We start from the raw sequence: 13,616 nt of genomic DNA on the forward strand, positions 1-13,616 counted from the left end.
GCAAAAACGGATATTCCACCAGATGCGTAACCGCCAGCATGACTGCGGGCAGGCTAAGGCGCGCCTAGACCCCACGTGCGACGTTAGGGCTGAGGGCCACTCTGCAATATCTGCGGACAACCGGAGGAGCGAAATGAACGTCAGCGTTGTAGTGGAGGCCACGATCTCCGAGGCGCCGCTGAGAGTGGAGACGGCGCTGGCCGCGGTGCAGTCGACAGACTGCGGCGCGGTGGTCTCCTTCAGTGGGGTCGTGCGTAACCACGACGGCGGCCGGGACGTGGACGCGCTGACATACATCGCCCACCCCAGCGCCCCGGAGGTCATTGGAGAGGTTGCGGCTGAGATCGCAGCCAGGCATGATGGCGTGCGGCTGTGGGCAGCGCACCGTGTAGGCCTGTTGGCCATCGGGGAGGCAGCCTTGATAGCCTCAGCTGCGGCGCCACACCGCAGCCAAGCATTTGCTGCCTGCTCCGATCTCGTGGACACCATCAAGAAACGCGTGCCGATCTGGAAGGAACAGTTCTTCAGCGACGGCCGCGCAGAATGGGTTGGCGCGGGCGAATAGCGCAACTGCCATTAACGCAGAGGAACACCAGGATCGGCGTGACCTCGGAGATGACGTGGCGGATGTTGCTATCAGCACGAAGGGTGACTCTCCTGCGAGGAGGGCTTCTGCGGATCGTGCGAACAAAGGTGCTGGCCGGAATTCCGGACCACCGCGACACGATCCTCAGCAAGTTGGACCGGAGAAGAACGAGACGATGATGCTGTGCGTCGGCCGGTCCAAAACGCCGCTGTTGGTGCTGGACGCCTGAGCTGGACCGGAGGACAGCAGGCTGCCCGCCGCGTCAGAGTACGACGTCGGCTGGCCAATCGTCGTCGGCGAAGTCCTTTTCGACCGCAGCTGCCGCCGTCAGTAGGCGGGGCAGAACAGTGTCGCGCAGGCTTTCGGAGCTCACGCGGGTCGCGTGTGCCGAGACGTTCAGCGCTGCGATGATGCCGCCACCCGCATCCCGTACCGGGACCGCGATGGACCGCAGACCCTCGGCCAGCTCCTGGTCGGCCAGCGACCATCCTTGCTCCCGTGCCACGGTGATCCTCTTCCGGATTACCTCGCCGTCGATCGCCGTATACCCGGTCAGGCTTTCCGGCACCAGCGATTCCAGATACTCATCAAGCCCCTCGTCGGTGAGCCCGGAGAGAAGGACGCGGCCTGTCGCCGTCGCGTAGGCGGGTAGGCTGGTGCCGATGATGATGTTTGCGGTCAGGACGCGGTCGGCATGGACCCGGTCGACGTAGATCACCCGGCCCTGGTGCAGCACCGTTAAGGATGCTGTCTCGCCGACCTCCTGCACCAGTGACGCGAGGTGCGGATGAGCCACCGCAAGCAGATTGTGGCTAAGTAGATAGGCGTCCCCGATCTCCAGCACCGCCGGCCGCAGCGAATAGCCGCTGGCGTCATAGGACAGATAGCCCAAGTATTCCAGAGTGAGAATGAAACGCCGCGCCGCGGTTCTGGTGATCCCGACGAGCTCGGCAACATCCGAGACCGACAATGGCCTGTCGTGGGCGCTGAAGGCCTTCAGCACGGACAGACCCCGGGCCAACGCCTCGACATGGTCCGGGTCGTTTTTCTTCAAAAGGGAGGCGGTCTCCGGGAGGCTTGGCACTATTCGAATCTATCTCATCAGCGGCGCGCTGGGCTGCAGGCGGTCTGTTGGTTCAACGAGCTCAGGCCGATCCAGGACAAAGCCCTCACCCAAGCGGCCCAGTTGGCACGCTTTAGCCCATCGAGAGCCTTGTATCAGGGACGCGAGCCAGGTTTTCGCTGACTTCGGCCGCGTTCTGGCGCACTATGTAGGCGGGGCGGTCCTAGCCATCCCTCGGGTAAGTACGGCGTTGAGTCGGCGGCGAGGGCGCCCCACGGAGCCGTTCGTGCATTTCCAGCGCAGTGCCCGAGCACGTCAGTCCGCCAGCTGGCGCAGTGATCTTAGCCACGGCTATCAGGCGGGTGAGGGACGGCGTGGTCCCGGTGCTCCGGGCGTGGGACGGCGTCCGTGCACGCTTGGGCGACGCCGTAAAGTAAGTAGGGTGACTAATGCGATCAGCCCGTCCGAAGCATGGCATCGCCTGCTTGAAGGCAATGCGCGTTTTGTTTCCGGAGACGCCGTGCACCCGAATCAGGGAGCGTCGCGCCGCAGCGAACTGGTGAACACCCAGAACCCCTTCGCGGTCATCTTCGGCTGTTCGGACTCCCGCCTCGCCGCGGAGATCATCTTCGACCTCGGCCTCGGTGACGCCTTCGTGGTCCGCACGGCCGGGCATGTGCTCGACGACGCGGTCATCGGGTCCCTCGAGTACAGCGTTTCCGTGCTCAATGTCCCGCTGATCGTTGTCCTGGGTCACGACAGCTGCGGCGCCGTCACTGCCACGAAGGACGCAGTGGAGACCGGACGGATGCCTCCGCGTTTCATCCGGGATCTGGTCGAACGCATTACCCCCTCGGTGCTGACGTCGCTGAGGGAGGATAAAGCGGAGGTAAACGACATGGTTGTCGAGCATGCCAAGCAGACCGTGGACCGGTTGCTGGAAAGGTCCCAGGTGATTGCCTCCGCTGTGAACGATTCCTCCATCGTCGTGATCGCCGTTGCGTACAGGCTTGAAGAAGGCCGTGCGCAGCTCATCTCGGAATCCGGCCTGGTCTAAAGGGAGGGGCGCCACGCCGGCATCACTGCCCTCAACTTCTACGTGAACATCTCCCATGACGCCGTGGTCAGTGGCCAGTGATATATGCGCGGAGCCAACTGCTGGCCGCTATTGACCTGACCAACTTTTGGACTGAGAGTGGACGCATTCCGCCCTGGGCCCCGGCGGAATGACTGTTTGAAACCTGCAAGAACCGCAGGAGCAAGCCCAGGACCGGGCCATCGTCGCCCGATTTATGGTCGAAATCCGCCCCACGTTTACCCCACGAAAACGATGAAGAACGTTGATATGCCACCCACCTGGTCTAGTTCCAAGAACCCGTAGAATCCGCGGATTTTCGGGACAACACAAGGCCTTGAAAGACGTCAAAATATGACCTCCTCTGAGAAGAGGAACTGGAGTCCAAGCAGCGCGGCGAGGACGCCTGCCCATTTGACGCCGGCGACGAACAGGGCGGACCGGAAACACGGTCTTCCCGGGCCTTACCCCGCCAGCTTCGCGGAACTACCGCCACGCCACGGTCTTGGACAGGCCATCAATCTCTGCCGCATAGTCCAGGACCAAGCCCGACGGATCCCAGCCCAGAACGCCTCCGGACATCGATCGGCAGACCCGGCCCCACACGGACCACCGCATCCCATGCACGGTGTTGCGGTGAGTGGTTGAATCCGCCCACCTTCGTCTCCCCGAAGCGGATGAAGCTGACCGCAAGCTTCAGGGGCGCCCGGCGTCCTCGCGTATCGGCGGGAATCCAGTTGTGCGACCTGTTAGAGCCGTCTCAGTCTTGCCCGCATCCCGATAAAGGCCGTCGTGTCCGTCCTCGTCGCGCTCTCAAGGGTGGGCCGTAGGCCCATCACGTAGTGACGCGGACGCGCCCTTGACTGAGCGGCGGGGACGACGAACATGTGAGGCCGGGATGCGATGCCAAGCCCACGGAGGCTGTGTTCGTCCGCCGAAACATTGGTGACGTGTGCACGCGATGGCGCCCGTCTGATGGGTGGTTCGCGCCCCGCGAATCTGTCTGCGCATGCGTGTCACCAGAGGATCGACGGCGGGCGGCCACAAGACTTGTTGGCGGGCCGCGTCGCCTACACTTCCAGGCCCGAAGCCAACCACGAGCTGAAGTCGCTCCGACTGATCCTTAAGGGGCCCGATGCGATAGGCGCCAAGGGGTAGATCGTCTTCCCCCAAGAATTGCGGTCCTAGATGCTCGGCAATACCTGGCCCGTCTGAGAGCGTGTCTGTGCGTCAAGCCATGCCTCCACATCGCTGGCGCGATAGCGGACGCCGCTGCCTAATTTCACGAACTTAGGGCCCATCCCTCTATAACGCCATTGCGCCAATGCGGGCGCCGTCTTGTGAAGCTTGGCTGCCAGCTCTGCCGGCGTCAGCAGTTCCGATTCCATGAAGCCTCATTCCCTTCCGTGAACGCCTCGTCATATTAGATGCAAAGTTGCTAATTACCCTTGTTGTCTATATAGCGTGTATCGTTTCTTATATGGTACATAGCGGAGAGCGGCTGCGAGGACATGACATTGGCCCAACCGGCAAGACCGTCGCTCGGAACCTGAAGCGTTTGCGGGGGAATGTCACTCTGCGGGAGCTTCAGCAAAGGCTTAGGGGCGTCGGGCACGAAATTTCCGCGAGCGGAATACAGAAGATCGAGGCCGGCGTCAGGCGGGTTGATGTTGATGATCTCGTGGCCCTGGCGGTAGTCCTGGGCGTGAACCCAAACGCACTGTTGTTCCCCAAGTCACTCGACGACCCGGTGGCCGTGACCGGAGCTGATCCGGCTGACCTGACAAGGGTTTGGCAGTGGGCGGACGGTATGGCCCCGATCGACAGCGGGGTCGGCGGCGATGACTACATACGGGGGCTGCGCCCCGACTTCATCCCGGCCGGGAATACCAAAATTGGTCCCGTGACATTCGAGGACCTCAATTTACGAGTGGACGAGCTAAGCGCGATTATCAAGATTCTGGTTGATCAGAACGCAGCGAAAGAACAATCCGGCGATGGCAACGATTGAACCCTATGAGACACGGGCCGGGCGCCGGTATCAGGTTCGCTACCGGAAACCCGACCGGGTACAGACCAAGAAACGTGGATTCAGGACAAAGAGGGATGCCGAGCTCTTCCTCGCCAGCGTTGAGGTATCCAAGGCCCGCGGGGAGTTCATAGATGCGGCAGCCGCAAAGGCCCTGATCGGTCCGCTTGGGGAAGCGTGGTTGTCGCGACAGACTCATTTGAAGCCATCTTCATTGCGCCCGGTGGAGTCGGCTTGGCGTAATCATGTGCTGCCGGTGTGGGGCGGTACGGCAGTCTCTGATATCCGAAAGACAGATGTGCAGCAGTGGGTCTCAGGTTTGACGAAGGGGGATCAGAGCGCTATCCCGCCCCGGAAACCGAAGGGGGCAACGCTTGTAATCCGCGCTTACGGAGTCTTGGCGGCCATTCTGGATGACGCCGTGAGCGACCGTCGAACATTGAGTAATCCAGCACGGGGCGTAACCTTGCCGCGCAAGATCAAGAAGCCGCACGTCTACCTGAGTCACGAGCAAGTGCATGCACTCGCCGCAGCCAGTAAATATCCGACTCTGGTTCTCGTGCTTGCCTACTGCGGGTTGCGATGGGGTGAGGCGACTGGATTGCGAGTCAAACATCTGGACATGTTGCGGCGGCGATTCGTGATCGAAGAAAACGCGGTCCAGGTCGGTTCGATCATCGAAGTAGGTACGCCCAAGAACCACAAGAAACGAACCGTGCCGTTCCCGCGATTCCTCGCTGAGCCCCTGGCTCAGCAGTGTGAGAACAAGGACAGAAACGATCTCGTGTTTCCCGGCGAGAACGGCCACCACCTCCGCCTCGCACGCGTGCACGATGACAACATGAGCTGGTTCGCAGGGGCCGTGAAGAGAGCGGGAGTGCCACGAATCACGCCTCACGATCTCAGGCATTCCGCCGCGAGCTTTGCCGTATCGGCCGGTGCGAACGTCAAAGCGGTGCAAAGAATGCTCGGTCACAGCTCGGCAGCCATGACCCTGGACATCTATGCGGACCTGTTTGACGGGGACTTGGACAACGTTTCGGACGCCCTGGACCTTGCGGTGTCCCTGGCGAATGTGCCCAAAATGTGCCCAAAACCCTGATTTCGCCAAAGCAAAAGGCCCCCGATCCCTTGTAAACAAAGGGAACCAGGGGCCTCGCTATGTGGCGGTGACGGTGGGATTTGAACCCACGTTGGCTTTTACACCAAACAACATTTCGAGTGTTGCACCTTCGGCCGCTCGGACACGTCACCAACTGAAATAGGGTACCGGAGTGGAGGCCTGTTCCCCAAAACGGTCGGGCGCCACCCACTTAGTAAGTAACCTTCCCTTCCCTAATCGCAGCCGCAGGACTAGATTCGCAAGCACGATGACACAACACGCACCGCAGAAAACACACACACAAACGGCCTTGGCCTACTGGACGGTCGGCCCCTGCCAAGGTGAACTCCGGAGCGAGGAACTTCCGGCTCCAGCCGAGGGCTATGCTCTGGTCCGGGCCCTGTACTCGGGAATCAGCAGGGGAACCGAGCTCGTGGTCCATGAAGCGCACGTCCCTCCCCGGATTGCGAAGAAGATGCGGGCACCCCATCAAACCGGGGATTTTCCCGCGCCGGTCAAGTTCGGCTATCTATCGGTTGGCATCGTTGAAGAAGGCCCCGAGGACTGGATCGGCCAGAACGTCTTCTGCCTGCACCCGCATCAGGACCGCTACGTCGTGCCGCTCACGTCACTCACGCGAATACCCGACGGCGTGCCGGCCCGCCGGGCGGTGCTCACGGGGATCGCGGAGATCGCCCTCAACGCCCTGTGGGAAGCCGGCCCCCGCCTCGGTGACAGGATCGCCGTCGTCGGCGCCGGACTGGTGGGCGGCATGACCGCAGCACTGCTGCGTGGCTTCCCGTTGGAACGCTTGCAACTGGTTGAGACGGATCCCGGGAAGCGCGGGTTCGTGGAATCCCTGGGTGTGGAGTTTGTGCTTCCGGAAGATGCAAAGCAGGACTGCGACATCGTTTTCCATTGCTCGGCCACCGACGGGGGACTGGCGCACAGCCTCCAGTTGGCCGGGGATGAGGGCGAGATTATTGAGATGTCCTGGTACGGGGACCGGAAGGTCTCCCTGCCACTGGGGGAGGACTTCCATGCCCGGCGCCTCTCCATCCGAGCCAGCCAAGTCGGAGTGGTTGCCCGCTCGCGCCGGCACCGGAGGACGTCCAGCGAGCGGCTGGAGCTGGCAGTGTCCCTATTGCGGGACCCCGTATTCGACGCGTTCCTCACGGGCGAGTCGCAGTTCGAGGAGCTGCCGGAGGTCTTCCGAGGTTTCGAAAACGGCGAACTGGACGATCTTTGCCGAGTCATCAACTACCCCGAAAAAGGCAGGAAAGCGTAGCGATGTTCAGCCTCACCGTCCGCCGGCACTTCATGATCGCCCACAGCCTTCCGCGGGAGTCGTTCGGCCCTGCCCAAGGACTGCACGGAGCCACCTTCGTGGCCGAGGTGACGTTCCGCCGCGCGGAACTGAACGACGACGCGATCGTGCTCGACATCGGCGCCGCCGGAACCATCCTGGAGGAGGTGCTGGCCGGCCTCAACTACAAGAACCTCGACGAGCACCCGGACTTCGCCGGACAGCTCACGACGACGGAAGTGCTGGCCCGTTTCATCGCTGAGGCAGTCGCGGCGAAAGTCCGCGAGAGCGACGACGGCGGTGCGCTCGCCGGCGTCGAGGTCGTCCTCCGGGAACATCCCGACGCCTGGGCGGGCTTCTCCCTGGATTTCGAGCGGTAGCTCGCGCGGGACTGCCCCGGATAGCCGGTAAACGGTGCAGAATGGGGCCATGACGTCCGCCGTGCTTTCCACCCAAACGCTCACCCCGGAACTCCTGCGCGCCTGGGCGTGGCATCGGCAGGGCCTGGACGGTTCCCTCCCGGGCAAGACGTCCGAGGAAGTCCTGGACCGCGCCGGCTGGGCCCGTTCCGTGGGCGGCGCCAACCCCTACCTGACACTCTTTGCCCGGGCCGGGATCCGGCGCGAACAGGTGGACCGGGACGTCGCCGAGTTGAGGATCCACGAGCTTCCCACGGCCCGTGGCTGCACCTACGTCCTCGGCCGCGAGGACTTTGCGTGGGGCCTCCAAGTAGGCCGGGACGCCGCAGCGGCGCCATTCAAGGTCCTGGCCCGGCTCGGCGTCGAACGCGGTGAGATCACCTTGCTCGAAGAACAAGTGCTCCACACCCTCATGGAATCCAGCGACCCCATGGACCCCAAGCAGCTCCGGGACGAGCTCGGCGAATCCGTCCGCAGCCTCGGCGAAGAAGGCAAGAAGAAGGGGGCGTCCACCACCCTCCCCACGGCCTTGGGCCTCCTGCAAGCCGACGGACGCATCCGCCGCGTCCCCGTCAATGGCCGTCTCGACCAGCAGCGCTACGCCTATACCTCGTGGATGCTGCCGCCCAGCCCCCTCGACGACGACGCCGCCCGCGCGCGCTTGATTGAACGGTACCTGCGCTGGACCGGCGGCGCGACCTTCAAGCAGAGCCAATGGTTTACGGGCTTCACCGTCGCGCAGAGCAAGGCGGCGCTGGCCGCCGTCGGCGCCGTCGAAGTGGCCACTGCGGCGGGCGAGCCGCTCTGGATGCTGCCCGACGACGTCGAGCACCTTTCCGCGTTCAGGGCACCGCAGGAGGAACAGATCCAGCTTCTGGCCGGGACGGACTCTTTGGTGCTGTTGCGCAGGAACTCAGCGGACATGTTGGCTGAAGCGGATCGGCGGCGGAAAGTGATGGACACTACGCTGGCGCTGCAGGCCGACCTGTCCGACCACCCGATCCTGGACCGGGGAAGAATCATCGGACTGTGGCAATACGATCCGGGCAAGGAACGGATCGCAGCCTGGACGTTCGACAAGCCCAGCGCGGCGGTCACCCGGCGGATCAGCGAGGTGGAGGCCTGGATCCGCGAGGACCTCGGGGACTTCCGCTCGTTCAGCCTGGACTCGCCGGCGTCGCGGCAGAAACGTATCGACGCCCTGGATGAGGCGAACGCCGCGAACGCCTAGGTCTGGGCCCGGTCTTGGGCGGGATCAGGCCGGGGCGGAACCAGGCCGGGGCTGGTTCAGTCCACCCAGAATCCGGAGAACTCGCCGGTGGCTTGCGTGAACGTGGCATCTACGTGTTTTACGCGGCCCGGGGCATCCCGGGATTGCAGCCATTCCAGCAGGGAGTCGACGGCTTCGCGATCTCCTTCAGCGATCACTTGCACCGATCCATCCATCTGGTTGGCCGCCTCTCCGGTCAATCCCAACAATCGGGCCTGGTGCATTGTGGAATAGCGGAAACCGACGCCCTGGACGCGGCCGGTCACCGTGGCAACGACGCGTACTTGGCTCATGCGGCACCCGATCCATACGGCCGCGTGATCGCCTCCAGGAAATGCCCGTCCGGATCCGCGAAGTAGACCCCGCGTCCGCCGTCGTTGTGGTTGATCTGCTGGGGGCGGGAACGCGCAGGGTCCGCCCAGTAGGGGATACCCTCGGCCTGGATCCGGGCGAAGATCCCGTCGAAGTCGTCCTCACTGACCAGGAAGGCATAGTGCTGGGGCGAGATGGGACGGTCCGCCGTAGCGAAATCGAGGGCTACTCCATGGTCAAAGGACACAGTCACGAAGGACCACATGGGTTGCGGCCTCGGCAATCCAAACATGTTGGCAAGGAATTCCGCGGAACGGCGTTTGTCGGTTGCGTAGACGATGGTGTGGTTGAAAGAGACGGTCATGAGGTCCTCCCCAGGCGTGCTGTCTGAAACCATCTGACGTCCAACACCCCACAATTTCAAGAGTCCCGGCTAGGTCCGCGGTTTCACCGGAGTGGCGCCGGGAAGCGGCCGGGCGGCGATCGCCGCGAGGTCCCGTGCGGGGCCCGGGGGCGGGACCCTTCCGCTCAGCCAGACGGCGGTCAGTGTGCGGCGGAGCAGCACGCCGCGTACCGGCACAACGACCAGGCGCTGAAGCGTGACGTCGTCCCGCACCGCCAGCGCACTGAGCACGGCAGGCGCCGTTCCGGCAGCTACCGCGGAACGCACGGCCGCCGTCGTCGGCAGCTCCACCAGGGGAGGGACCGACGGCGGTGCGCCGGCCGCCGTAAGCACATGTTCCAAAGCGTCCCTCGTCCCGCTGCCATGTTCCCGGGTGACCAGCGCCGTACTGGCCAGTTCGGCGGCGGTGACTGCTGACTTTCGCCGGGCCCACGGATGGTGCGGCGAAACTACCAAAACCAAATCGTCTTCCTGGACGCTGGCGGTGCTCAGGCCCTGTGGGAGACGCGGGCTCTCTATGAACGCGATATCGGCGTCGCCGGAACGGACGTGTGCCGCCGCGGTCTCGCTGTTGGACACCGTCAGTTCCACGACGGTGGGCGTGGTGCCGGCGGCCTCCTGTTGCCGCCGCAAGGCAACCAGCCAATGGGGCAGAAGGTGCTCGGCGATGGTCTGGCTGGCTGCGACGTGCAACTGGCGGAGACTGTCCGAACGGATCGATGCGATTCCGGCGTCGAGCCGTTCCGCTGCGGCGAGGACCTCGGCCGCCCAACCTGCCACCAAAACGCCGGATTCCGTGAGCGTGGAGCCGCGGGGCGTGCGGTTCAGGAGTGGCGCGCCAATCCGGGCCTCAAGGGCCCGCATCCGGGACGAGACAGCCTGTTGGGAAAGCCCCAGCTGCTTGCCGGCTGCCGAGAGGCTCCCCAACTCGTGCACTGAGGCGAGCATTTCGAGGGCGGAAAGCTCGGGAACACCGGGGCTGAGCACAGCTTCCCTCCTGGGGCGATGACCATTCAGATACAAGTGCGGCTTGTACCCTGCCAAGTCTATGCCCACTACTGCGGGGAAACGGGAACCGGAAACATGGACGGCATGGGAAAACTTTCTGAGCTCTTCGCCAACCTGACGCCGAACTGGTTTGCGAGCATCATGGGCACCGGAATCGTCGCGACTGCAGCAGTGACGCTTCCGATACAGTTTCCTGTTTTGCGCTCAGCTGCGACCGTTATTTGGGGCGTGGTCTTCCTCCTCTTGATCCTCCTGACTGCTGCGACTGTGGTCCACTGGGTCCGGCACCGCGAAACGGCACGCAGCCATCACAACAACCCGGTCATGGCGCACTTCTATGGCGCACCGCCCATGGCTATGCTCACCGTTGGTGCGGCGACCTTGTTGCTGGGCAAGGACGTCATCGGCGAGCGGCTGGCTCTGGGCATCGATGCCGGACTATGGGCGCTCGGCACCATACTTGGGCTGGCAAGCGCGGTTGCCGTGCCGTACGTGCAGTTCACCCGGCACAACGTCACTGCGGCGGATGCCTTCGGCGGCTGGCTGATGCCGGTGGTTCCTCCCATGGTCTCGGCGTCCACGGGGGCTTTGCTGCTGCCGTATGTTCCCGCCGGGCAACTGCGGTTGACGATGCTCATGGCCTGCTACGCGATGTTCGGCCTCAGCCTCATGGCCTCGCTGATCATCATCCCCTTGATTTGGTACCGGCTAGCCGTTCACAAGAACCTGGCGCCATCCGCCGTTCCTACCCTGTGGATCGTCTTGGGACCGCTGGGACAGTCCATCACAGCGGCCAACCTGCTGGGCTCCAATGCGCATCTTGCTGCTTCCGGGGCGCTCGCATCCGGGCTGGAAGTATTCGGGGTCCTCTATGGGGTGCCTGTTTTGGGTTTTGCGCTGATGTGGGCGGCTATGGCGGCGGTCATCACGGTGCGGATCGTGCGCAGGGGTTTGCCGTTCTCGCTGACCTGGTGGTCCTTTACCTTCCCGCTCGGGACGTGCGTCACGGGCTTGAACGGACTCGCTGCGCACACGCACTTGGCTGTGTTTGGGGCGATGGCCGTCGCGGGCTACATATTGCTGCTTGGCGCGTGGGCCGTGGTCGCAGCCCGGACGTTCCACGGAAGCGTCGTCAAGGGGGTCCTCTTCCAGGCGCCCACGGGTCCGGCACCAGCCGTTCCCGCGGGTGCGGCGCCCGTGGGGGCGAGTCCATCGACTGTGTCCCGCGCGGCCGCGGCCTAAGCGGCAGCTATTTCCGGTGGGCTGCTATTTCCGGTTGGGCTGCTATTTCCGGTGGGCAGCGAAGAAATCGCGCAACAGGGCCGAACATTCCTCTTCGCGCACGCCCGCGTAAACCTCCACCCAGTGGTTGAGCCGGCGTTCGCGCAGGATGTCGAACACGGATCCGGCGGCACCGGCCTTCTCATCCCAGGCCCCGAAGACCACCCGCGGAATCCGGGCCAGCACGATGGCTCCGGCGCACATCGCGCACGGCTCCAGCGTCACCACGAGCGTGCAGTCCTCGAGCCGCCAGCCGTCTCCGCCTTCGCCGAGCTCAAGGGCGTGGCGTTGCAGGGCGGCGGCCGCCTCGCGGATGGCGACTATCTCGGCGTGCGCGGTTGGGTCGCCGTGCGCCTCCCGTTCGTTCCGCCCGGCACCCAGCACGCCGCCGTCGGGCCCTAAAACGACAGCGCCGATCGGCACATCCTCCGTATCGAGCGCCCGCCGGGCCTCGTCCAGGGCCAGGCCCATCCAGGCCGCGTGCTCCGCGTGGTAAGGCTCGTTGGTGCTCATGCCTCAATGATAGTTTTGGAGTCATGCGCACACTCGTCGTGGACCACCCGCTGGTCGCTCACAAGCTCACCGTTCTGCGGGATAAGAACACTCCTTCTCCGGTCTTCCGGCAACTTACTGAAGAACTCGTCACCCTGCTGGCCTACGAGGCCACCCGCGAGGTCAGGACCGAAGCGGTAGAGATCGAAACCCCCGTCACCAAGGCGATCGGTACCGCCTTCACCAAGCCGACGCCGTTGGTGGTCCCCATCCTGCGCGCAGGCCTCGGCATGCTCGAGGGCATGACCAAGCTGGTCCCCACCGCCGAAGTGGGCTTCCTGGGCATGGCCCGCGACGAAGAGACCCTGGACATCATCACCTACGCCGAACGCCTCCCCGAGGACCTCACCGGCCGCCAGATCTTCGTCCTGGATCCCATGCTCGCCACCGGCGGCACCTTGCGCGAAGCCATCAAGTTCCTGTTCAAGCGCGGCGCGTCGGACGTCACGTGCATCTGCCTGCTCGCCGCGCCGGAGGGCCTGGCCAAGCTCGAGGAAGAACTTTCCGACGCCAACGTGAAGATCGTTCTCGCCTCGATCGACGAGAGGCTCAACGAAAAGGCCTACATCGTTCCGGGGCTGGGCGACGCCGGAGACCGCCTGTACGGCGTAGCCGGATAGCGGGTCCGTCCGCGCGGCCGAAGCCGAATCAGAAACGGAAGCGGTCACCGCCGTCGAGCCTTCCCTGCATCACCGGCTTCGTCAACGCGGGGTCACTTACGGCCCATTTCGAGCAGCAACATGGGCCGTAAGTGACCCCGCGTTGCGCTCCGCCCCTACCGGTTTTCCGGCTCCGCCGATAGCCTTTGGCGCATGGACTGGAAACTTGAACTCGTGTTTGTCCCTGTGTCCGATGTGGACCGCGCCAAGGATTTCTACGTCAACAAAGTGGGCTTCAACGCCGACTACGACGAGCGGCCCATGGACGGCATCCGCTTCGTCCAACTGACTCCGCCCGGCTCGGCCTGCTCCATCTGCATCGGCGAGGGCCTCAACGACGCGCCTCCCGGCACCGCCCCCAGCCTGCAGATGGTGGTGAGTGACATCCAGGAGGCCCACAGCCAGCTCAAGGCCAACGGCGTGGAAGTCAGCGACATCGACGTCCAGGATTGGGGCCACTTTGTCTACTTCTCCGATCCGGACGGCAACAAGTGGGCCGTCCAGTACATCCCCCACAGGCCCAACGGCTAGGACTCACACTGTAAAAGTTG

The 13,616-nt window shown here is 63.9% G+C and carries 17 protein-coding genes, 1 tRNA gene and 1 pseudogene; 11 read left to right on the top strand and 8 right to left on the bottom strand.

All coding sequences use genetic code 11. The features are described 5' to 3' along the window. Positions 1 to 133 precede the first annotated feature (133 nt). Positions 134 to 565, top strand: coding sequence for a molybdenum cofactor biosynthesis protein MoaE (locus tag AB0323_RS12015; protein WP_366177516.1), 432 nt, complete (start codon positions 134 to 136; stop codon positions 563 to 565). A gap of 283 nt (positions 566 to 848) precedes the next feature. Here AB0323_RS12015 and AB0323_RS12020 read toward each other — a convergent pair whose 3' ends face one another. Next, positions 849 to 1,670: an IclR family transcriptional regulator C-terminal domain-containing protein gene (locus AB0323_RS12020; RefSeq protein ID WP_366177517.1), complete on the bottom strand. Its 822-nt coding sequence runs from the start codon at positions 1,668 to 1,670 to the stop codon at positions 849 to 851. Positions 1,671 to 2,091: 421 nt separating this feature from the next. Between AB0323_RS12020 and AB0323_RS12025 the strand changes: the two genes are divergently transcribed. Next, positions 2,092 to 2,706, top strand: a complete 615-nt coding sequence (locus tag AB0323_RS12025) for a carbonic anhydrase (RefSeq protein ID WP_366177518.1) — start codon at positions 2,092 to 2,094, stop codon at positions 2,704 to 2,706. A 504-nt stretch (positions 2,707 to 3,210) separates the two neighbouring features. Here the strand turns inward: AB0323_RS12025 and AB0323_RS12030 are convergent. Both AB0323_RS12030 and AB0323_RS12035 read right to left on the bottom strand, forming a co-directional pair. Next, positions 3,211 to 3,342, bottom strand: coding sequence for a hypothetical protein (locus AB0323_RS12030; protein ID WP_366177519.1), 132 nt, complete (start codon positions 3,340 to 3,342; stop codon positions 3,211 to 3,213). Between the two features lie 566 nt (positions 3,343 to 3,908). Further along, positions 3,909 to 4,112 (bottom strand): helix-turn-helix domain-containing protein, encoded by a 204-nt coding sequence (locus AB0323_RS12035; RefSeq protein ID WP_366177520.1) that lies wholly within the window; start codon positions 4,110 to 4,112, stop codon positions 3,909 to 3,911. A gap of 47 nt (positions 4,113 to 4,159) precedes the next feature. On the opposite strand from AB0323_RS12035, the gene AB0323_RS12040 reads away from it, so the two are divergent. From AB0323_RS12040 to AB0323_RS12050, 3 genes and pseudogenes are all read left to right on the top strand, one after another. After that, entirely contained in the window at positions 4,160 to 4,735 is a 576-nt protein-coding gene (locus AB0323_RS12040; protein WP_366177521.1) for a helix-turn-helix transcriptional regulator, read from the top strand. Then, a pseudogene (locus AB0323_RS12045) lies at positions 4,722 to 5,063 on the top strand (Arm DNA-binding domain-containing protein); the annotation flags it as partial. The gene AB0323_RS12040 and the pseudogene AB0323_RS12045, both read left to right, overlap by 14 nt. Before the next feature lie 129 nt (positions 5,064 to 5,192). After that, positions 5,193 to 5,855 carry a site-specific integrase gene (locus tag AB0323_RS12050; RefSeq protein ID WP_366177601.1) on the top strand — a complete coding sequence of 221 codons (663 nt, stop codon included), beginning with the start codon at positions 5,193 to 5,195 and terminating at the stop codon, positions 5,853 to 5,855. Positions 5,856 to 5,917: 62 nt separating this feature from the next. Here AB0323_RS12050 and AB0323_RS12055 read toward each other — a convergent pair. Then, a tRNA-Ser gene (locus AB0323_RS12055) sits at positions 5,918 to 6,007 on the bottom strand. 116 nt (positions 6,008 to 6,123) lie between these two features. Here AB0323_RS12055 and AB0323_RS12060 point away from each other — a divergent pair. The 3 genes from AB0323_RS12060 to AB0323_RS12070 are packed head-to-tail and all read left to right on the top strand — an operon-like array spanning position 6,124 to position 8,811. Beyond that, positions 6,124 to 7,143 (top strand): zinc-binding alcohol dehydrogenase, encoded by a 1,020-nt coding sequence (locus AB0323_RS12060; RefSeq protein ID WP_366177522.1) that lies wholly within the window; start codon positions 6,124 to 6,126, stop codon positions 7,141 to 7,143. A gap of 2 nt (positions 7,144 to 7,145) precedes the next feature. Then, a complete protein-coding gene (locus AB0323_RS12065; RefSeq protein ID WP_366177523.1) occupies positions 7,146 to 7,541 on the top strand; it encodes a 6-carboxytetrahydropterin synthase in 396 nt (131 codons plus the stop codon). 49 nt (positions 7,542 to 7,590) lie between these two features. Further along, on the top strand, positions 7,591 to 8,811 hold the full coding sequence (locus AB0323_RS12070) for a crosslink repair DNA glycosylase YcaQ family protein (RefSeq protein WP_366177524.1): 1,221 nt from the start codon (positions 7,591 to 7,593) through the stop codon (positions 8,809 to 8,811). Positions 8,812 to 8,867: 56 nt separating this feature from the next. Here the strand turns inward: AB0323_RS12070 and AB0323_RS12075 are convergent, their stop codons facing one another. From AB0323_RS12075 to AB0323_RS12085, 3 genes are all read right to left on the bottom strand, one after another. Continuing rightward, on the bottom strand, positions 8,868 to 9,143 hold the full coding sequence (locus AB0323_RS12075; protein WP_366177525.1) for an acylphosphatase: 276 nt from the start codon (positions 9,141 to 9,143) through the stop codon (positions 8,868 to 8,870). Beyond that, positions 9,140 to 9,526 (bottom strand): VOC family protein, encoded by a 387-nt coding sequence (locus AB0323_RS12080; RefSeq protein ID WP_366177526.1) that lies wholly within the window; start codon positions 9,524 to 9,526, stop codon positions 9,140 to 9,142. Before AB0323_RS12080 ends, AB0323_RS12075 begins: the two co-directional genes overlap by 4 nt. A gap of 69 nt (positions 9,527 to 9,595) precedes the next feature. Beyond that, a complete protein-coding gene (locus AB0323_RS12085; protein ID WP_366177527.1) occupies positions 9,596 to 10,552 on the bottom strand; it encodes a LysR family transcriptional regulator in 957 nt (318 codons plus the stop codon). 105 nt (positions 10,553 to 10,657) lie between these two features. Between AB0323_RS12085 and AB0323_RS12090 the strand changes: the two genes are divergently transcribed. Further along, the gene (locus AB0323_RS12090; protein ID WP_366177528.1) at positions 10,658 to 11,815 is read left to right on the top strand and encodes a TDT family transporter; all 1,158 of its coding nucleotides are present in this window, start codon (positions 10,658 to 10,660) and stop codon (positions 11,813 to 11,815) included. Positions 11,816 to 11,857: 42 nt separating this feature from the next. Here the strand turns inward: AB0323_RS12090 and tadA are convergent, their stop codons facing one another. Further along, positions 11,858 to 12,367 carry a tRNA adenosine(34) deaminase TadA gene (tadA, locus tag AB0323_RS12095; protein WP_236815026.1) on the bottom strand — a complete coding sequence of 170 codons (510 nt, stop codon included), beginning with the start codon at positions 12,365 to 12,367 and terminating at the stop codon, positions 11,858 to 11,860. Positions 12,368 to 12,390: 23 nt separating this feature from the next. Between tadA and upp the strand changes: the two genes are divergently transcribed. Both upp and AB0323_RS12105 read left to right on the top strand, forming a co-directional pair. Further along, positions 12,391 to 13,026: a uracil phosphoribosyltransferase gene (upp, locus tag AB0323_RS12100; protein WP_236815028.1), complete on the top strand. Its 636-nt coding sequence runs from the start codon at positions 12,391 to 12,393 to the stop codon at positions 13,024 to 13,026. Positions 13,027 to 13,218: 192 nt separating this feature from the next. Continuing rightward, a complete protein-coding gene (locus AB0323_RS12105; RefSeq protein ID WP_366177529.1) occupies positions 13,219 to 13,596 on the top strand; it encodes a VOC family protein in 378 nt (125 codons plus the stop codon). Positions 13,597 to 13,616 lie beyond the last annotated feature (20 nt).

It is taken from the genome of Arthrobacter sp. NPDC080031 (assembly GCF_040702485.1).
GTDB lineage: Bacteria > Actinomycetota > Actinomycetes > Actinomycetales > Micrococcaceae > Arthrobacter.